The sequence below is a fragment of the Pseudoalteromonas sp. MM1 genome (assembly GCF_030296835.1).
In the GTDB taxonomy this organism is placed as follows: domain Bacteria; phylum Pseudomonadota; class Gammaproteobacteria; order Enterobacterales; family Alteromonadaceae; genus Pseudoalteromonas.
On the sequence record NZ_AP027922.1, the window covers coordinates 2,517,996 to 2,537,336 of the forward strand.

At 41.0% G+C, this 19,341-nt stretch carries 16 protein-coding genes and 5 tRNA genes; 5 read left to right on the forward strand and 16 right to left on the reverse strand.

From position 1 onward, the window contains the following. Positions 1–89 precede the first annotated feature (89 nt). The 11 genes from QUE46_RS11485 to QUE46_RS11535 form a co-directional block, all read right to left on the reverse strand. Positions 90–1,991, reverse strand: a complete 1,902-nt coding sequence (locus QUE46_RS11485) for a SurA N-terminal domain-containing protein (RefSeq protein WP_286244879.1) — start codon at positions 1,989–1,991, stop codon at positions 90–92. Positions 1,992–2,163: 172 nt separating this feature from the next. Then, on the reverse strand, positions 2,164–2,463 hold the full coding sequence (locus tag QUE46_RS11490) for an HU family DNA-binding protein (protein WP_286247754.1): 300 nt from the start codon (positions 2,461–2,463) through the stop codon (positions 2,164–2,166). 183 nt (positions 2,464–2,646) lie between these two features. Continuing rightward, positions 2,647–5,007 (reverse strand): endopeptidase La, encoded by a 2,361-nt coding sequence (gene lon, locus QUE46_RS11495; protein ID WP_286244880.1) that lies wholly within the window; start codon positions 5,005–5,007, stop codon positions 2,647–2,649. Between the two features lie 150 nt (positions 5,008–5,157). After that, on the reverse strand, positions 5,158–6,441 hold the full coding sequence (clpX, locus tag QUE46_RS11500; RefSeq protein WP_004586896.1) for an ATP-dependent protease ATP-binding subunit ClpX: 1,284 nt from the start codon (positions 6,439–6,441) through the stop codon (positions 5,158–5,160). A 135-nt stretch (positions 6,442–6,576) separates the two neighbouring features. After that, positions 6,577–7,194 (reverse strand): ATP-dependent Clp endopeptidase proteolytic subunit ClpP, encoded by a 618-nt coding sequence (gene clpP, locus QUE46_RS11505; protein WP_286244881.1) that lies wholly within the window; start codon positions 7,192–7,194, stop codon positions 6,577–6,579. A gap of 160 nt (positions 7,195–7,354) precedes the next feature. Next, entirely contained in the window at positions 7,355–8,659 is a 1,305-nt protein-coding gene (gene tig, locus QUE46_RS11510) for a trigger factor (protein ID WP_286244882.1), read from the reverse strand. Between the two features lie 356 nt (positions 8,660–9,015). Beyond that, positions 9,016–9,092, reverse strand: a tRNA-Pro gene (locus tag QUE46_RS11515). A 51-nt stretch (positions 9,093–9,143) separates the two neighbouring features. Beyond that, positions 9,144–9,220 (reverse strand) — tRNA-Pro (locus QUE46_RS11520). 15 nt (positions 9,221–9,235) lie between these two features. Continuing rightward, positions 9,236–9,311 (reverse strand) — tRNA-His (locus QUE46_RS11525). A 24-nt stretch (positions 9,312–9,335) separates the two neighbouring features. After that, positions 9,336–9,412, reverse strand: a tRNA-Arg gene (locus QUE46_RS11530). A gap of 54 nt (positions 9,413–9,466) precedes the next feature. Further along, positions 9,467–9,543, reverse strand: a tRNA-Pro gene (locus tag QUE46_RS11535). A gap of 339 nt (positions 9,544–9,882) precedes the next feature. Between QUE46_RS11535 and folD the strand changes: the two genes are divergently transcribed. After that, on the forward strand, positions 9,883–10,737 hold the full coding sequence (gene folD / locus QUE46_RS11540) for a bifunctional methylenetetrahydrofolate dehydrogenase/methenyltetrahydrofolate cyclohydrolase FolD (protein ID WP_286244883.1): 855 nt from the start codon (positions 9,883–9,885) through the stop codon (positions 10,735–10,737). Positions 10,738–10,809: 72 nt separating this feature from the next. Here the strand turns inward: folD and cysS are convergent, their stop codons facing one another. After that, positions 10,810–12,189, reverse strand: a complete 1,380-nt coding sequence (gene cysS / locus QUE46_RS11545; protein ID WP_286244884.1) for a cysteine--tRNA ligase — start codon at positions 12,187–12,189, stop codon at positions 10,810–10,812. Positions 12,190–12,603: 414 nt separating this feature from the next. On the opposite strand from cysS, the gene QUE46_RS11550 reads away from it, so the two are divergent. The 3 genes from QUE46_RS11550 to QUE46_RS11560 all read left to right on the forward strand — a co-directional run bounded on the left by QUE46_RS11550 (position 12,604) and on the right by QUE46_RS11560 (position 14,773). Beyond that, positions 12,604–13,095, forward strand: coding sequence for a peptidylprolyl isomerase (locus QUE46_RS11550; RefSeq protein ID WP_286244885.1), 492 nt, complete (start codon positions 12,604–12,606; stop codon positions 13,093–13,095). A gap of 87 nt (positions 13,096–13,182) precedes the next feature. Then, complete coding sequence (locus QUE46_RS11555) at positions 13,183–13,920, forward strand: UDP-2,3-diacylglucosamine diphosphatase (protein WP_286244887.1); 738 nt, start codon at positions 13,183–13,185, stop codon at positions 13,918–13,920. A gap of 52 nt (positions 13,921–13,972) precedes the next feature. Next, positions 13,973–14,773, forward strand: coding sequence for an ABC transporter substrate-binding protein (locus QUE46_RS11560; RefSeq protein ID WP_286244888.1), 801 nt, complete (start codon positions 13,973–13,975; stop codon positions 14,771–14,773). A gap of 32 nt (positions 14,774–14,805) precedes the next feature. Here the strand turns inward: QUE46_RS11560 and miaE are convergent, their stop codons facing one another. Continuing rightward, positions 14,806–15,576 (reverse strand): tRNA isopentenyl-2-thiomethyl-A-37 hydroxylase MiaE, encoded by a 771-nt coding sequence (gene miaE / locus QUE46_RS11565; RefSeq protein WP_286244889.1) that lies wholly within the window; start codon positions 15,574–15,576, stop codon positions 14,806–14,808. A gap of 215 nt (positions 15,577–15,791) precedes the next feature. Between miaE and QUE46_RS11570 the strand changes: the two genes are divergently transcribed. Further along, on the forward strand, positions 15,792–16,391 hold the full coding sequence (locus QUE46_RS11570; protein ID WP_286244890.1) for a Yip1 family protein: 600 nt from the start codon (positions 15,792–15,794) through the stop codon (positions 16,389–16,391). Between the two features lie 97 nt (positions 16,392–16,488). Here QUE46_RS11570 and purF read toward each other — a convergent pair whose 3' ends face one another. From purF to QUE46_RS11585, 3 genes are all read right to left on the reverse strand, one after another. Beyond that, positions 16,489–18,015 (reverse strand): amidophosphoribosyltransferase, encoded by a 1,527-nt coding sequence (purF, locus tag QUE46_RS11575; protein ID WP_286244891.1) that lies wholly within the window; start codon positions 18,013–18,015, stop codon positions 16,489–16,491. An 18-nt stretch (positions 18,016–18,033) separates the two neighbouring features. After that, on the reverse strand, positions 18,034–18,528 hold the full coding sequence (locus tag QUE46_RS11580; RefSeq protein WP_004586885.1) for a CvpA family protein: 495 nt from the start codon (positions 18,526–18,528) through the stop codon (positions 18,034–18,036). Positions 18,529–18,697: 169 nt separating this feature from the next. Continuing rightward, a complete protein-coding gene (locus QUE46_RS11585; protein ID WP_286244892.1) occupies positions 18,698–19,333 on the reverse strand; it encodes an SPOR domain-containing protein in 636 nt (211 codons plus the stop codon). Positions 19,334–19,341 lie beyond the last annotated feature (8 nt).

The window sequence follows — 19,341 nt, forward strand, 5'->3', positions numbered from 1 at the left end:
TTGCCTAATCACTTATTGGGCACATTGAGGTTATAAAAAAAGGCGCGTTACTTGTAAAGTAACGCGCCTTTTTTAGTATTTAGTAGCTGTTATTCTGCTGCTTGCTCAGCCACCGGTAGGTTTAGCTCAGCTTTAGCCTTTAACGACTCAATAAATGCAAAGTAGTTTTTGTTAGCTTGCGCAATAGTAATGTTTTGTTGTACTTGCGGGTCGATATTTGCGCTTAGCTGCGCATCGCTTACCGATTTAAGTGCAACAATTGCCGCATCACCATTGTTTAAATCTACCACATCAGTGCTTGGAGCATCAGTTGGACGCGGCATTTTAAACGCTTGCGTTACAATAGCTGGCGAAACCGTGTAGCTTTGACGCGTTAAGCTCGCTTCTTCGCGTACCGTTAGGTTTTGCTCACTGGCCACATCACTTAATGTTTTACCTGCTTGAACTTGCGCAAATAACTCACGTGCTTTTTCTTTAGCAAGTGTAGATGCTTTTTCATTAACTAAACGTGTTTTAATTTGCTCACTCACTTGCGCAAGTGGTTTAGTTGCAGATGGCTCATATTTATTTACACGTACTACAATAACGTGCTCATCACCTAGCTCAATCACTTCTGAGTTTACTTTATCTTCAAGTAATTCTACCGAGAATAACTGAGCAATTACCGCAGGTGTATTAAGTGGCTCTGGCAATGCATTACGTGCAACAAGTGGCGTGGTTTTAACTTCAACGTCTGCCACTTCTGCAGCATCGTCTAAACGGTCAGAAATCTCAAATGCTAAGGCACCCATTTCTGTTTGCTTTTCGTAAAACGCATCCACTTTTTCAGTTTGCTCAAGCTCTGCACGTAGGTCGGCTTTTACGTCGTCATACGCTTTCACTTGCTCTGGCTGTAAGTCAGTAAGTTTAATAATGTGATAACCAAACTCTGATGCTACAACCTCTGAAATATCACCTTTGTTTTGAAGCGCAAATGCAGCATCTTCAAAAGCTGGGTCCATTACATCGCGCTCAATCCACTCTAAGTCGCCGCCCATTTCGCCACTCACAACATCATCAGATGATGACTCTGCAAGCTGTGCAAAATCAGCACCTTGCTCTAACTGCTCGTGTAACGCGTTAGCTTTTTCAAGCGCAGCATCATCATCTTCGCTGTTATCAATTAAAATGTGCGATACACGGCGTTTTTCAGGCTCAATGTACTGTGCTTTATTTTGCTCATAATACGCTTTTACGTCATCTTCTGTTACCGACTCAACGGTGATATCTTGTGCTTTAAGCTCAATGTAATCAACAGATACACGCTCTGGCGATAAAAATTGTGATGCGTTTAGCTCATAGTAATCAGTAATTTCTTGCTCTGATACGTCTACGTTTGCTTGCAGCGCTTCTTTGCTTAACACAAGGTAGTCTATGCTACGCGTTTGCTGCTGCAGAGCTGCAGCGCGTTTAAGTTCGTTTTCAAGTGCAAACTCAGTACCCGCAACAGCAGACACTAACTGGCTGCGTGTCATATCTTTACGTAAGTACTCACGAAAAGCATCTGGTTGAAAGTTCATTTGACGAATTACTTGTAGGTAACGGTCGTTATTAAATTTTTCACCAATTTGAAAGTACGGTAGTTCTAAAATTGTTTTACGTATGCTGTCGTCGCTTACGCGAAGGCCTAAATCTGCCGCTAATTGTGATTGCAATTCTTGTTGTACTAAGCGGTCAATTACACCTTGACGAATTTGCGCCATATAATTTGGATCTGCACTAATTTGTGCAAAGTATTCACCAAATTGTTGCTCTAAACGGCTACGTTCGTTTTGGTAAGCGCGATTAAATTCGGTTTGGCTAATTTTAATTCCATTTACTTCAGCAACGGGTTGTTCTGGGGTTTGACCTAAGTAACTACCGATCCCTGCTAAGGCAAAAGATAAAATCACCGCGCCTAAAATTATTTTGGCTACAGGACCCTGTGAGCCCTCTCTGATTTTCTCAAGCATTTGTTTATCTCTTATTGATCAAGGTATTTTACCTTGTCATATGTAAAAAAAGCGTATCTTACCAGATACGCTTTTTCACTTGAAGTAACTGGCGGTGAAGTTACTTAATTCATCGATTAGAATAATTAAGTTTATACACACTCGCCATAACTAATCTGTATTTAAACAGTGATTAGTTTACTGCGTCTTTCAGCGCTTTACCGGCTTTGAAAGAAGGAATATTTGCCGCAGCAATTTGGATAGTTTCACCAGTTTGTGGGTTACGGCCTGAACGAGCAGCACGCTCGCGTACTGAGAAAGTACCAAAACCTACAAGTGCAACTGAATCGCCATCTTTAAGCGCGCCAGATACAGACTCGATGAATGAATCTAGTGCACGACCTGCAGCCGCTTTAGAAATGTCAGCGTCAGCTGCGATTTGATCGATTAATTGAGATTTATTCACAATATCATCCTCTTTCATTGTTATTATCAAGAGCGATTGTTTTTTAAACTAACATCACTTTTTTGAAAATTTTAGAGCAAACTTTTAATGCTCACATGATTATATTTTTCTTAAGCCTAGGCCCCATAAGGGCTAGGCTCGAAAACCAGTGCTTAACTTATCATACCGATTAAATTTGAAAAGCCCTAAAAAGCACTTTTTTTAGGTTTTTTATTGGTTTTTCGGTGTTTCGACTGAAAAACTCTCAACAGGATGCACTAAAGCTAACTTTAATACTTCATCAATCCAGGTAACTGGGTGAACATCTAAGCCTGCCAGTACGTTATCTGGGATCTCTTTTAAGTCACGTTCGTTAATTTTTGGAATGATGACTGTTTTAATTCCACCTCGGTGTGCAGCAAGTAGTTTCTCTTTTAAGCCACCAATAGGCAGTACTTCACCACGCAGTGTTATTTCACCTGTCATTGCTACATCGGCTTTAACAGGGTTACCAGTCAAGCTCGATACTAAACCCGTTACCATCGCAGCACCGGCACTTGGGCCATCTTTAGGGGTTGCCCCCTCAGGTACGTGCACATGAATGTCGCGTTTTTCGTAAAAATCGCTATTAATACGGAACGTATCAGCACGATTACGAACTACAGTCATGGCCGCTTGAATCGACTCTTGCATTACATCACCGAGTGAGCCTGTGTAGCTTAGTTTGCCTTTACCTGGCACAGCCGCACATTCAATGGTCAGTAAGTCGCCGCCTACTTCGGTCCACGCTAGGCCTGTTACTTGGCCAATGCGGTCGCCGTCTTCAGCTTTACCGTAGTCGTAGCGTTGTACACCTAAAAACTCTTCTAGGTTATCTTGATTGATAGTGACTGTTTTAGTCTCTTTATCAAGTAAGATATTTTTAACGGCTTTACGGCATAGTTTAGATACTTCGCGCTCTAAATTACGTACACCCGCTTCACGCGTGTAGTAACGAATAATGCCAATAATTGCACTATCTTCTATTACAAGCTCAGCAGGTTTTAAACCATTGCGTTTAACTTGCTTAGTAATTAAGTGCTCTTTTGCAATGTTTAGCTTCTCATCTTCTGTGTAACCCGATAAACGAATAACTTCCATGCGGTCTAGTAGTGGACCCGGAATATTAAAGCTGTTTGATGTTGCTACAAACATTACATCCGATAAATCGTAATCAACTTCTAAGTAGTGATCAGCAAAGTGGCTGTTTTGCTCCGGATCTAGCACCTCTAATAGTGCCGATGCTGGGTCGCCGCGCATATCTGATGACATTTTGTCGATTTCATCTAACAAGAATAATGGATTTTTAACGCCCACTTTTGTCATGTTTTGAATCAGCTTACCTGGCATTGAACCTATGTAAGTACGACGATGACCACGAATCTCAGCTTCGTCACGTACACCACCTAATGCCATACGCACATATTTACGACCCGTAGAACGTGCAATAGACTGCCCTAGTGACGTTTTACCTACACCCGGAGGCCCTACTAAACATAAAATAGGTCCTTTGAGCTTATTGGTACGTTGTTGCACCGCGAGGTATTCAATTATGCGCTCTTTAACTTTATCTAAGCCGTGATGATCACTATCAAGAATTTTTTGCGCGCCTGCTAAGTCTTTTTTCACTTTAGAGCGTTTTTTCCAAGGTACATTAATTAATGTATCAATGTATGAACGCACTACAGTGGCCTCTGCAGACATTGGCGACATCATTTTAAGCTTATTAAGCTCAGCCGATGCTTTTTCTTTCGCTTCTTCTGGCATACCTGATTCTTCAATACGCTTTTTAAGCGCTTCAAATTCGTCAGGTACATCATCAAGCTCACCAAGCTCTTTTTGAATGGCTTTCATTTGCTCATTGAGGTAGTACTCGCGCTGAGACTTTTCCATCTGCTTTTTAACGCGGGTACGAATTTTTTTCTCAACTTGCAATAAGTCTATTTCACCTTCCATCAGTGCCATTAGGTACTCTAAGCGTTCTGTAACACTTGAAATCTCAAGCACTTTTTGTTTTTCAGGCACTTTTAATGGCATATGAGCGGCCATTGTATCGGCAAGTCGCGCTGGCTCATCAATACCTGAAACAGAGGTTAATACCTCAGGTGGAATTTTTTTATTAAGTTTTACATAGCCTTCAAATTGGCTAACAGCGCTGCGGATGAAAATATCTTGCTCTTGCTCATCCACTGAATCAGATTCGATGAACTGAGCATTCGCTACAAAAAACTCATCGTTATCTACAAATTCTTCAATTTGTGCGCGCTGCGTACCTTCAACTAAAACTTTAACTGTACCGTCTGGTAACTTTAATAACTGAAGTACAGTAGCAATAGTACCTATACGGTAAATATCGTCTTGCTCAGGTTCGTCTACAGTTGCATCTTTTTGCGCAACCAAGAAAATTTGTTTGTCTTTATCCATTGCTGCTTCGAGGCATTTTATTGATTTTTCACGGCCTACAAAAAGCGGGATCACCATGTGCGGGTATACCACAACATCGCGCAGTGCTAGCACTGGGATTTCGACTCGATCGGTTCTCTCAAGCGTCATTATAGTTTCTCTTCGCACTTCATTTATTTAAAAGATTACTCAAGTATATGGGGATAATCTAATTAAAGTTCAACAATTTTCCCCATCTCGTTTAAATTAATTATAAAAAAAGGAGCCTAAGGCTCCTTTTTTATACAAATAGCTTAAAAACTACTCTGATGCTGCTTTATCTTGATTATTGTTTTCATAAATCAAAATTGGGTCAGATTCACCTTTAATCACGGTTTCATCTATAACCACTTTGCTTACATCATCCATTGATGGTAGCTCATACATAGTATCAAGCAGTACACCTTCAACAATTGAGCGAAGTCCGCGAGCACCTGTTTTACGCTCCATCGCTTTGTGAGCAATAGCGCTTAGTGCATCATCACGAAACTCTAATTCAACGTCTTCCATACCAAATAATACCGAGAACTGTTTAGTAATGGCGTTTTTAGGTTCACTTAATATTTGCACAAGAGCCGCTTCATCAAGCTCGGTTAATGTAGCAACAACAGGTAAACGACCAATAAATTCAGGAATTAAGCCGTACTTAACTAAATCCTCTGGCTCTACGTCTTTAAATGTTTCACTTAAAGAGCGGCTTGACGCTGACTCTTTAACGTTAACACCAAAGCCAATCCCAGTATTTTTATGGCTGCGTTGTTCGATTACTTTATCAAGGCCTGCAAATGCACCACCACAGATAAATAAAATCTTAGAGGTATCAACTTGTAAAAACTCTTGCTGCGGATGCTTACGACCACCTTGTGGTGGTACTGAGGCAACCGTGCCTTCAATTAGTTTAAGCAGTGCTTGTTGTACACCCTCACCTGACACGTCACGTGTAATAGATGGGTTATCTGATTTACGCGAAATTTTATCAATTTCATCAATGTAAACAATACCGCGTTGGGCTTTCTCTACGTCGTAATCACATTTTTGTAGCAGCTTTTGAATGATGTTTTCTACATCTTCACCTACATAACCAGCTTCGGTTAATGTAGTTGCATCTGCCATAGTAAACGGTACATCAAGTAAACGTGCAAGTGTTTCTGCCAGTAATGTTTTACCACTACCTGTAGGGCCAATAAGCAAAATGTTACTTTTACCTAGTTCTACTTCCTGCTTTGTAGATTGGTTACGTAGGCGCTTGTAGTGATTGTATACCGCTACAGACAATACTTTTTTAGCATGGTCTTGACCAATTACGTAGTCGTCTAAGTGATTACGAATTTCTTTTGGCACAGGTAGTTTATCAGACGAATTATGCTTAGGAGCAATGTCTTTGATTTCTTCCCTGATAATATCGTTACACAGCTCTACACATTCATCACAAATGTATACTGAAGGACCTGCAATTAATTTACGCACTTCGTGTTGGCTTTTGCCACAAAAAGAGCAGTATAACAATTTATTACTTTTGTCGCCGTCTGTAGGAGTGTCAGACATTCAGCTACCTCTTTTATACGTTGGCTGCCAAATTAGGTTGGCAACTATTTCAAATTCGCTTTTAACTATACCAAAATTTACTGGTTTTCGCATAGTAACTCAAAGTGGCAAGCAATTATTTGCTTGCCTACACGCTTACTTGCTTTCGCGATTTGTAAACACTGAGTCTACTAAGCCGTAATCAACAGCTTGTGATGCACTCATAAAGTTATCACGGTCAGTATCGCGTGAAATAACCTCTAATGGTTGGCCTGTGTGCTCAGCCATTAAGCGGTTAAGTTTGTCTTTAATAGACAGAATTTCTTTTGCGTGTATTTCAAAGTCAGATGCTTGACCTTGGAAACCACCTAGCGGTTGGTGAATCATTACACGTGAGTTTGGTAAACAAAAACGCTTACCTTTAGCGCCAGCAGTAAGCAAAAATGCGCCCATGCTTGCCGCTTGGCCAACACAAATAGTACTTACATCTGGTTTGATGAAGTTCATTGTATCGTAAATTGCCATACCAGCGGTTACCGAACCACCTGGTGAATTAATATATAAAAAGATATCTTTTTCAGGGTTTTCTGATTCTAAAAATAGCATTTGCGCTAAAATTAGGTTTGCCATGTTGTCTTCAACTTGGCCCGTTAAAAAGATAATTCGCTCTTTTAATAGACGCGAATAAATGTCATACGAGCGCTCACCTTTAGCTGTTTGTTCAACAACCATAGGGACTAATGCATTTAGGGGATCTGTTATACCAGTGTTCATACTTTTTTAATTCCTTATGCGCTTATGCTTTTTACTAAAGGAAGCATAGTTATCATTTTTCGCAAATTATGGGGCACAAACTAAAATGGCCCGGGCACACTGCATAAACAGAGTAACACGAGCCATTTAATCGTTAGCGAGCGCTTAAGTCAATGACTTATTAAGCACCTTGCTGAGGATTCATGATGTCATCAAATGCTTTTTCAACGTCAGACACGTTTGCTTTAGCTAAAATAGCTTCAACAGCTTGCTCTTCCATTGCAACATTACGCATTTGCTGCATAAGTTGATCATTTGCTTTGTAGTACTCTACTACTTCAGTTGGATCTTCGTATGCAGATGCAACTGTAGCAATTAATGCTTCAACTTTTTCATCATCAACTTTGATATCGTTTGCTTTGATCACTTCACCTAGTAATAGGCCAGTTTTAACGCGAGTTACAGCTTGCTCGTGGAACAATTCAGCTGGAAGCTCAGGCATGTTCTTAGCGTCGCCACCAAAACGTTGAGCTGCTTGCTGACGTAATGCGTCAACTTCTTGATCAACAAGTGCTTTAGGCACTTCGATTTCGTTGTTTTCTAAAAGACCTTTGATAGCTTGGTCTTTCACGTTAGCTTTAACCGCTTGGTCTAGCTCACGCGTCATGTTCTTTTTAACTTCTTCTTTAAGCGCGTCTACGCCGCCTTCGGTAACACCGAATTTAGTTGCAAACTCTTCGCTTAATTCAGGTAGCTCTTGTGCTTCAACTTTTTTCACTGTGATAGTGAATTGAGCTGCTTTACCTTTAAGGTTTTCAGCGTGGTAATCTTCAGGGAATGTTACATCAGCAACCACTTCTTCGCCTGCTTTTTTACCAACGATGTTATCTTCAAAACCTGGGATCATACGACCTTGGCCAAGCTCCAGTGGGAAGTCTTCAGCTTTACCGCCTTCAAACTCTTCACCGTCAATAGTACCTACGAAATCAACTGTTACACGGTCGTTTTCGCCAGCAGCTGCGTCAACATCAGCCCATGAAGCGTGTTGCTTACGAAGTGTTTCTAGCATGTTTGCTAAATCTTCGTCAGTTACTGATACAGCTGGTTTTTCTACAGCAATTTTATCTAAACCTTGAACTTCAACCTCAGGGTAAACTTCAAATGTTGCTGTAAATTCTAAATCTTTACCTGCTTCAAGCGCTTTAGGAGCAAATGTTGGTGCGCCAGCTGGATTAATTTTTTCAGAAACGATTGCTTCAATGTAGTTACGCTGCATTACTTCGCCAGCTACTTCTTGACGAACCGCAGGTCCAAAACGCTTGTTGATTACTGAAACTGGTACTTTACCAGCACGGAAGCCATCGATACGCTGCGTTTTTGACAGTTGTTGTAAGCGTTTTTTTACTTCGGTCTCAACGTTCTCTGCAGGAACGGTGATGGTCAGACGGCGCTCAAGGCCTTGAGTCGTCTCAACAGAAACTTGCATGATTTACCTCAATATTCAATTTTGGCGACTGTTCGCCTTCCTTACAAACAAAGTAATCTTCATGAGTCTTGATAAATTTTAAAGCGATTTTTCACTAAAAAGCATCCGTCACTACCATGAGATCCCATTGCTGCTCTGCCCTTCGGGCACTATGTTAAACAATAGACGCGGCATTATAACCTAATAATTATGATAGTCGAGTGTAGGGGGCAATTATTTGGACTAGTTTAGCTACGAACGAGACTAACTGCGTAAAAAACAGACTAACTGGTAAATTGAATCGATATTTTAGTAGGAATTAAATAGATGTTATTAACTGAGTGATGACTTGTTTACTTTCTTTAAGGCTAAGAAAGTGGTCGGCGATGCAGGATTTGAACCTGCGACCCCTTGGACCCAAACCAAGTGCGCTACCAAACTGCGCTAATCGCCGATAATAGTATTGAATACTTAAATGTAGAATTTAAGACCACTTTTGAGAAAGTGGTCGGCGATGCAGGATTTGAACCTGCGACCCCTTGGACCCAAACCAAGTGCGCTACCAAACTGCGCTAATCGCCGATACTCGAAGTAAATTGGGGTGACTGATGGGGCTCGAACCCACGACAACCGGAATCACAATCCGGGGCTCTACCAACTGAGCTACAATCACCACGGTATTTACTTTGTTTTCAAATGGCGCACCCGGAAGGATTCGAACCTTCGACCAACGCCTTAGAAGGGCGTTGCTCTATCCAGCTGAGCTACGGGCGCATCGAAAACTTCATAGTTTGCCTGTAAGCTATTCTATTATAAAAATAAAAGAAGTGGTCGGCGATGCAGGATTTGAACCTGCGACCCCTTGGACCCAAACCAAGTGCGCTACCAAACTGCGCTAATCGCCGATGCTTACGATTGCCTGCGAGTGACCTCGTTGACAACGGGGTGCATAATAGTGATTTGACTGGGAGAGGTCAAACGTTTTTTGCATAAAATAAATCAATCGGTCATTTTTAGTTCATAATGGTTAAATATTGCAAAACCAAGCTGAATTTTAGGCGTTTTTTTGAAAACACAGGGTTATATCCTAAAAGCAACTTGGCGCTACGGGCCTTTTCTGCGAAAATAGCTGCATATTAAAAAAGCATTAATAAAATTAATTTTTTGCATACACCCCTCTTTATATGCAGATGCTTTTAAAATATAAGTATCGAAGTTTTTTTAACCCCAATTAAAGGTCCCCCATGACGGCAAACATCATTGATGGTAAGGCAATCGCAAAGCAAGTACGTAGTGCAGTAGCTGAGCGCGTAAGCGAACGCGTTGCAAACGGTTTACGTGCACCCGGTTTAGCAGTAGTACTGGTAGGGCTTGACCCTGCAAGCCAAGTTTACGTTGGCTCTAAGCGTAAAGCGTGTGAAGAAGTAGGGTTTATTTCAAAGTCATTTGATTTACCTGCACAAACCAGCGAAGAAGAACTACTAGCATTAATTGATGAGCTAAATAACGATGGTGAAGTAGATGGTATTTTAGTGCAACTACCGCTACCTGAAGGCCTAGATGCAGAAAAGATTTTAGAACGTATTACACCACATAAAGATGTAGACGGTTTTCATCCGTATAATATTGGCCGCTTAGCACAACGTATGCCGGCGCTTCGCCCGTGTACACCCAAAGGGATTATTACCTTATTAGACTCAACAGGTGTGCGTTACAAAGGTATGCATGCTGTAGTGGTTGGCGCCTCTAACATTGTTGGCCGCCCTATGTCGCTTGAGCTATTACTTGCCGGTTGTACTACAACGGTATGCCATAAATTTACGCAAGACTTAGAAACCCATGTTCGTCGCGCAGATTTATTAGTAGTCGCCGTAGGTAAACCGGAATTTATACCGGGTGAGTGGGTTAAAGAAGGCGCGATTGTAATTGATGTAGGTATTAACCGTTTAGATACCGGTAAATTAGTAGGTGATGTTCAGTACAGCATTGCCGAGCAAAAGGCTGACTTTATTACCCCTGTGCCGGGTGGTGTTGGCCCAATGACGGTAGCAAGCTTAATTGAAAACACCTTAGAAGCGTGTGAAAAATACCACAGTTAAACATTTAACCGATACCAATAAAAAGGGTTGCCAACTGGCAACCCTTTTTAGTTTAAACGCTACTTTAAGTATTTACGCTTTACGCCACGTTGTTTTACCTGCTGAGTCTTCAAGCACTACACCAAGTGCATTGAGTGCATCGCGTGCTTCATCAGCAGCTGCCCAGTTTTTGCTTGCGCGCGCTTCGTTACGCTTGACAATTAATGCTTCAATTGTTGCCACTTCATCGTCATCTTGGCCGCCTTGTAAAAACGATTCAGGTGCTTGTTGCGCTACACCTAACACTTCACCTATGCTACGTAATACAAATGCAAGTTGACCTGCTTGCTGCGTATCGCTGTCTTTAACACGGTTTAGCTCTTTAGCCAGTTCAAATAACACTGGTAATGCTTCTGGTGTGTTGAAGTCATCGTTCATTGCTTTTCTAAATTTAGCCACGTACTCATTGTTTTCAATATCACACGTTAATGGCTCAACACCGCGAAGTGCTGTGTAAATACGTTCAAGCGATGAACGTGCTTGATCTAAATTCTCTTGTGAGTAATTTAGCTGGCTTCGGTAATGCCCAGATATTAAAAAGTAACGAACTGATTCAGGGTCATATGTTTTTAATACCTCACGCACAGTAAAAAAGTTGTCTAATGATTTAGACATTTTCTCTTTATTTACTTGTACCATGCCTGTGTGGATCCAGGTATTTACATATTTACCATTGTTTGCACAGCATGATTGCGCAATTTCGTTTTCGTGGTGCGGAAACTGTAAATCGGAGCCGCCACCGTGAATATCAAAATGCTCACCTAAGTGCTTTGAGCTCATTGCTGAACACTCAATATGCCAACCTGGTCGGCCCTCACCCCACGGTGATGACCATGACGGCTCACCTGCCTTTGCTTTTTTCCACAATACAAAATCAAGCGGATCGTCTTTATCTTGTGCAACCTCTACGCGAGAGCCTGCTTGGAGCATACTTAAATCTTGTTGTGATAGTGCGCCATAGTGCTCAAACGTAGAAACATCAAAAAGCACGTCGCCGTCGTTTGCTACGTATGCATGGCCTTTTGCAATTAAGCGCTCGACCATTTCGATGATTTCATCCATATGGTTTGTAACCGTAGGTTCAATATCTGGGCGTAACATGTTTAAGCTATCAAAGTCTTCATGCATGGCTTTGGTCATACGCAAAGTTAGGTCATTAATTGACTCACCATTTTCGTTTGCGCGTTTAATTATTTTATCATCTACGTCGGTAATATTACGTACGTATTTTAAGTCGTAACCAAGGTGGCGAAGGTAGCGGACTATTACATCAAACCCAACAAAAGTACGCGCATGACCGATATGACAAAAATCATAAATGGTGATACCACACACGTACATGTCGATTTTGCCTTCGACCATAGGTTTAAACTGCTCTTTTTGTCGCGTGAGTGTGTTGTATATTTGTACCATTTACTTTAAGTCCTTGACTGTTTGCTGAGTTGGCTATGTTAACACTTGAAAAGCCCCCGCTCTAGCGCTTTTTATACCCAAACCGCCTCAATGCGCATGTTTGAGCTGGAATTAAAACTAATTTAGGCAAGCCATTACATCGTGTGTAACCTTGGTTCTGTTGTTAAAGTTAGTAACACTGTAAAAATCAGATTCTCTCCCCTTTTCTTATCGCTTAACAGACTCTTACTCTGTGCATGGTAAGCTTTTAAAAGTGAATGTAATTAGGGACAAAATTGCACCTCGAAATTTTCCTCAGTAAAACGCACAAGCGTGTTCCTTGAGCTGGTTTTGATATATTGAACAAGCGCTTTGTTTATCTTAGTTAACTAAGATAAAATAGCGCGACTAATTAAACCAGATATAGGAAACCACATGGTTGTTCTACACACTAATTTTGGTGACATCACCATTAAAATGTTTGAGCAAGAAGCTCCAAACACAGTTAAAAACTTTTTAGAGTACGCAAACTCAGGTTTTTACAACGGCACTATTTTTCACCGCGTAATTGACGGTTTTATGGTGCAAGGCGGTGGATTTGTACCTGGTATGGATCAAAAAGACGTAAACGATCCAATTAAGAACGAAGCAAACAACGGCCTATCTAATAAAGTAGGTACGCTAGCTATGGCACGTACGCCTGATCCACATTCAGCAACGGCACAGTTTTTTATAAACGTTAACGACAACGACTTTTTAAACCACAGCAGCGAAACTTCGCAAGGTTGGGGTTACTGTGTGTTTGCCGAAGTAGTTGAAGGCATGGACGTAGTAAACAAAATTAAAGGTGTAGCAACAGGCAGCGCTGGTTTTCACCAAGACGTACCGCTTGAAAATGTAATCATCGAAAATGTAACTGTTAACTAATAACTTTTGCATTTAAAATGAATAATGAGGCGGGCAAATATACGCAGTGTATTCGCCCGTTTTTATTTAACTAAAATAGATGTTCCTATGACTCGCCAAACTTACTTTATTGCCGATTTACACCTTAGTGAAAACCGCCCTGACATTAGTGATGCTTTTTACCGTTTTTTAGATACGCATATTATTGGTAAGCAAGTAGATGCACTTTACATTTTAGGTGATTTTTTTGAAGTATGGGTTGGAGACGATTACATAACCGAGCTTGCTAGCAAAGTAGCTAAATACTTAAATAAAGTGAAAGATGGTGGAACACCTGTGTATTTTATTCATGGGAACCGCGATTTTATAATGCGAGACCAATACGCAAACCTTGCTGGGATGACGCTTTTAAATGAGCAAGCAGTTATAGACTTATACGGTACACCAACGGTTATTTTGCACGGCGATGAAATGTGTACACAAGATGTTGAGTACCAAAAATTTCGTAAAAAAAGTCGTGGCTGGTGGTGGCCAAAATTAATGTTAGCAATGCCACTGTGGTACAGAAAAAAAATAGCCCGTAATGCCAGAGAAAAAAGTAAATTAAGCCAAGCCGACAAACCCATAGAAATTTTAGACGTGGTAGATGACGCAGTATTGGCAATGTTTGCAAAGCATAATGTAAGCAACATGATACACGGCCATACTCACCGGCCTAACGTACACACTTACACAGTGGGTAAGCAAACACTAACACGCACTGTACTTGGCGATTGGTATACACAAGGCTCATTCTTAGTGGTTACTCCACAAGGTCAAAAACTCATTAATACACCCTTCGCATAATCTCAAATCCTGACTATTATTTAAGTACTTTTTTGGTAATGGGTAAGGATATATGAATAAAGCTATTTATTGCTTGCTGCTTTGTTGCATTTTTTCCAAAGGGTATGCTTCTGAAAATTGGCAGATAGTCGCCGAAAACTCCCCCCCTTATATTGGTGAGCGTTTAGTAGATAACGGTTGGGTTACTGCTTTAATTAAAGCAGCCTTAGCTAATCAAAATATTAATAACGACATAGAGTTTACCAGCTGGAACAGAGCATTGGAGCTAACCAAAATAAATAAAAAAGATGCAATTTTAGGGGCTTTTTTTACAAAATCGCGTACTGAACTTTTTTATTATTCACGCCCACTGGCTAACGTTTATGTTGGCCTATTTAAACTTAAAGACAGACAAATAAGCTATGACGGCAGTATGGACTCTTTACAACCTTATAGCATTTGTAAAGGCACTGGCTACGCAGTAAGCGAAGCTTTCTCGGAAAGTAATGGCCTTGCGGTCACCTCAACTCGCGGATTAATAAACAGTTTGTATATGTTACAAAAAGGACGAATAGATTTAGTAGCGGGCACTAAAGAAGTGGGTGAATATTGGCTAAAAAACACCGAAAAGCTTAATGAGCCCGGCGCGCCACAAGTTGAATATATTTCGCCCGATTTAGAGCATCATCAACTGCATGTTATGTTTCCAAAGTCTGACCCTAATGCAAAACAAAAAAGAGACGCGCTTGAGCAAGGTTTTTCTACTATTTTATACAATGGCACCGCAAAAGAGCTATTAGTAAAACATGGTTTTTCTCAAAGCACGGCACTTGAGCTTATAGATTTTATAGAAAGAAGTAGCACACCTAACTAGCCGATGTGCTTTTAGAGCTAAATAGCACTGCTTTAGTTAGTTACAAGTGCAGGTGCGCCACTGTGAAATTTAAAGTCTTCATCAGGGCTGGTGATCAAATCTGCCTCAATTTTACCAAAAAACTCGACTCGTTCAGTAATATCAAAGTCCGCAATTTCTTGTGCCAGTGTTAAGTAATCTTGGTAATGGCGCGCCTCAGAGCGAAGCAATGAAATATAAAAATCACCTAAGCGTTTATCTACATGCGGCGCAAGCTTTGCAAAACGCTCACACGAGCGAGCTTCAATGTAGGCGCCTACAATGAGTTTATCGACTAATGCATTAGGCTCAAAGGTTTTAACGTTACGCAGCATGCCTTTAGCGTAACGACACGGTGTAATGCTTCGGTACTCTATTCCATACTCGTCCATTATTTCGAGCACTTGATAAAAGTGATGCAGCTCTTCTTTGATAAGCATTACCATTTTATCAATGAGCTCTTGCCCGTAAGGTGAATTTGACTTTGGAATAATTGATTTTGTAAGTTTATTTTTAGCCGCTAAATCACGCCAATTGCCTTCGCGTTTATAAATAAGTGTTTCAAAGGGCTTTAGCCATTCAAGTAATGCATCGCTGCTGTCTTTATCTACTGCGTACTTACGGATTAAAAACATTGCACTTTGCGCTGCTTTTAACTCACAAATTAAGTGATCGATTAAGATAACCGATAAATTTTCTTTTTTTACTGCTTCATCGACCCATTCGTTCGGGGTTTCGCACAACAAAAAATTATTAATAGGGGCTAAAAGTTCACTATGGGGCACAGGGCTGCTCGTTACTTCAAATAATAAAAGGCCATTTTAACACGAAAAATAACGAAGAATAAAACGAGCTAAAACAACCCCTTTAAAATGTTAATAAGCAGTTAACTTGACTTTGTATATGAACTAAACCATAAATATAGATGCTGTATAAAAAACAAACTAACTAAAACTAAATTATAACCAACAGTAATACGTTCCTTTTATGGAGTACCGCTATGATACTGAATCACCTGTGGGGCATTTATGCTCATCCACTCGAAGAATGGCAAACTATAGATAACCGCCACGAAAGCCTAACTTATAGCCTGTCGCATATTTTACTTATTGCATTATTTCCATCGGTTATGGGGTATTACTCATCGGTGTATTTAGGCTGGAGTATTGGTGCGGGCAATCCAGTATTTTTAACACATGAAAGCGCACTGCTAATTGCCGTGGCTATGTATGGTGCGTTAATAGCCGGTGTGTTTGCACTGGCCTATTTAGCCCATTGGATGGCCGTTACATTTGGTGCTAAACCTACCTTTACACAAACGTTAGAGCTTGCCGCTTATACTGCTACTCCGGTGTTTATGTCGGCTTTAGCCGCTTTTTTACCTGAGCTGTGGTTTGTTGTTTGCGTAGGTATGATTGCTCTGGCCTATTCGGTGTACTTGCTATACACAGGCGTGCCAATACTGATGCATATTCCACAAGAGCGTGGCTTCATTTATGCCAGCTCTGTTGTTACCTGCGGGCTAATTTTATTGGTAATAATTTTAGCTGTAACCGCCATCCTTTGGACTAACGGCATTGTGAGTCCTATGTTTACCTAATCAACCACGTTGTTTGATATGAAGTGTTCCCTTTCTTTCCTTCGCAAAAAAGGAGCTAATTAGCTCCTTTTTTTATATCTGATTTTTAATTTAAAAATTAATCAGCTTCGTTTTCATCTTGATTGTGTATTTCAAGACCTGACGACATGGCGTTTTCGCGGTTACTCTTAGCCGAGTCATTGCGTAGTTGGTCAATATGGTTTAAGTAATCTTGATCGATATCACCGGTAATGTATTGCCCATCAAATACAGAGGTTTCAAACTTAGTAATTTCTGGGTTTTCTTGGCTTACAGCGGCAATTAAATCGTTTAAAGATTGAAAAATTAAGCCATCAGCACTGATGCTTTGGTTAATGTCTTCAACTTCGCGGCCATGTGCAATAAGCTCTGCGGCAGATGGCATATCAATACCGTACACATTAGGAAAGCGTATTTCTGGTGCTGCTGAGGCAAAATAAACATTTTTTGCTCCAGCTTCACGAGCCATTTCTACAATTTGTGCCGAGGTTGTACCGCGTACAATTGAATCATCAACCAGTAAAACGTTTTTACCTTTAAACTCACGGTCTATCGCGTTAAGTTTTTGACGCACCGACTTTTTACGCATCTCTTGGCCAGGCATAATAAATGTACGACCAATATAACGGTTTTTAACAAAGCCTTGGCGGTAAGGTAAATCAAGCATACGCGCAATTTCTAACGCCACATCGCATGAGGTTTCAGGAATTGGGATAACAACATCAATGTCTTTATCGCTCCACTCACGCGCAATTTTTTCACCCAGCTTTGTACCCATGTTTACACGCGTTGCATAAACCGACATACGATCGATGGTTGAGTCAGGACGAGCAAAATAAACAAACTCAAAAATACACGGTGCATAAGAGGCTTTTTCAGCACAGCTTTGTGAATGAAATTGGCCATCTTCAGTTACGTAAATCGCTTCACCAGGGGCTACATCTCGCACAAATTCAAAGCCGTCTGGTTTTAATGCTACGCTTTCTGAGGCAAACATATACTCAGTGCCTTTAGGGGTTTCACGTTTACCAAATACCAGCGGGCGAATACCATTAGGGTCACGAAATGCTAATACACCGTGGCCAATAATCATCGCAATTGCAGCGTAGCCACCTGTTACTTTGTTATTTACTTCGGTTACTGCGGTGAAAATATCTTCAGCGTCTAAATGTAATTTGTCAGACTTACTTAGCTCATGCGCCATGATATTAAGTAGTATTTCTGAGTCAGACGTTGTATTAACATGGCGACGCGCTTCTGAAAACAGTTGCTGCTTGAGCGTTTCAGCATTAGTTAAATTACCATTATGCGCAAGCGCAATACCAAATGGTGAATTAACATAAAACGGCTGCGCTTCAGATGAGCTTGACGAGCCTGCAGTAGGGTAACGTACGTGGCCAATACCAATTGTGCCTTGTAGTCGTTTCATATGGCGGGTGTGAAACACATCCTTTACTAGGCCATTTGCTTTGCGCAAGCTAAACGTATTGTTTTCAATGGTAATGATGCCCGCGGCATCTTGACCTCGGTGCTGCAAAACAGTTAAGCCATCATAAATCGCCTGATTAACAGGAGATGTTCCGACTATCCCAACGATACCACACATGTAATTTATCCTCGCCGATTAACGGTTTACTGAATTTAAAAAGCTCGAGTTGTTTTCTAGGTACGAAAAGAACCATTCAACAACAAAGCCAAATTCTGGAATCAAAATAGAATTGCCCCACCAGTGCGTGTTTGGTGCACCAGTAAAAGCATCAAGAAAGAAGAGTAACGCGCTCACGACCAACACGCCTCGTAACGCACCAAAAACAATGCCGAAGACACGATCGGTGCCAGATAAACCAGTACGTTGTACAAGCTCACCTAAAATGTAGTTTAGTAAACCGCCTAACAGTAGCGTCGCAAAGAAGAGTATGGCAATGGCCGCCGCATTTCTTAAAAGGGGTTCAGAAATGCTTGTTAGGAAGGAAGCTAAATATTGGTAAAACAAACTAGAGATGATAAATGCGCAAGCCCATACTGCTAATGACATAGCTTCTTTAACAAAGCCGCGTATTAAACCGATGATGGTAGACAGTGCAATGATGCCAAGAATGGCGTAATCAACCCAGATCATATTAACCAATTAGTCGCTATTTTGGGGCGCATTCTATACCCAAACCTCCTAAATATGCAAGTTAAAGCGGGAGATAACCAGCAACTATCTAATACAAAAAATTAACATTTAAGTGGTGTGTTTTTTAGCGCTAAATTAAAAAGGCCTTACTAAGTAAGGCCTTTAAAAATCAGTGAGTGACGGTATATTGCGTTACTTTGCCGTTGAGCTTGGTCAGCGCTTTGAGCTCGGGTAGCTTTTCAGTAAGCTCAGCCTTATCAAGCGAGGGCCCCACAAACACTTTAGTCAATGTGCCATTGGGTGTTTTAATTGGCTTTGTAAACGTTTTAAAACCTTTCGCTTTAAGCTTAGCTTGTAAAGCCTTAACATTGGCGGCATGGGAAAAACTACCTAGCTGAATGACGTAGGCCATATCAGTGAGATTTTCTTCACTTTTACGTGGCGCTATTGGTTTTGCTTTTACCGGCTCTGGGGCTTTTGCTACAGGCTCTGGCGTCGTTTGAGGCTCTATGCTTGCTTCGACTATTTCAGGCTCTGCTGCGTATTGGCTTTGTTGGCTTGTCAGCACGTCGTCGTCAGCAGCTATGTCTTCAACTTGCTCTTGTTTTAAAGGCTCAGCCTGAGCTACTTTTTCATCTATAGACTCTTGAAGGTCAATAGTTTTAAACTCAGAGCGTTCAGGGATAGCTTTAAAGCCCTCTTTGTAGTGGACCTTTTCGCCATCGAGTATATTAGGAATAAACACAATTGCTGCGATCACCACAATACTGGTTCCGACTAAACGATTTATAAAACCTGAGTTCACCGACTTTC